Genomic DNA, 610 nt, shown 5'->3' on the forward strand with positions numbered 1-610 from the left:
AATAACTGAAAAGGCATCTGCGTCGCGAGAGCGACGGTACGACGACGCTTGTGGCACTGCGCTCGCCCTGGAGTTCATTGGCGAGCGTTGGTCGCTGCTGATCATGCGCGAATTGGTCTTCGGCCCCCGCCGCTTCGGCGAAATTCGGGAGAACCTTCCCGGCATCAGCGCCAACGTGCTGACGCAGCGCCTGGAAAGCCTGGAAGATGCAGGCATCGTCCGCCGCTACCGGCTGCCGTCTCCGGCGAACGTGCAGGTCTACGACTTGACGGAGTGGGGCCGTGAGGCCGCGCCGTTGATGCGCGACCTGGGTCGCTGGGCGGCTCGCTCGCCGCGGCATGATCCGAGCCTGTTCATGTCGGCGGCTTCAGCCATGATGTCGCTTCAGGCCCTGGTCGACCGCACACGAGCCGCGGAGTTGTCCGTATCAGTCGCCTTCCACTTCCCCGGCGAGGACTTTATCGCGACAGTGACTGGCGGTGAGATCTGCGTGAGCCGTGGTGTCATGGAGGCACCCGACCTCGCCTTCACCGGCAATACGATGGCGATGCGCCGCACGATCTATGGCAAGGCGCCTCTGGCCAGAGACGGTGCGGGCGGAACGCTCGCC

General features: G+C 65.1%; 1 protein-coding gene. It reads left to right on the forward strand.

Annotated elements, in window-relative coordinates:
- Window position 1: 1 nt before the first annotated feature.
- Window positions 2–610: winged helix-turn-helix transcriptional regulator (locus MOX02_RS30890; RefSeq protein ID WP_147029557.1), on the forward strand; the 609-nt coding region annotated here is incomplete at its 3' end.

Source organism: Methylobacterium oxalidis, assembly GCF_007992195.1.
GTDB lineage: Bacteria > Pseudomonadota > Alphaproteobacteria > Rhizobiales > Beijerinckiaceae > Methylobacterium > Methylobacterium oxalidis.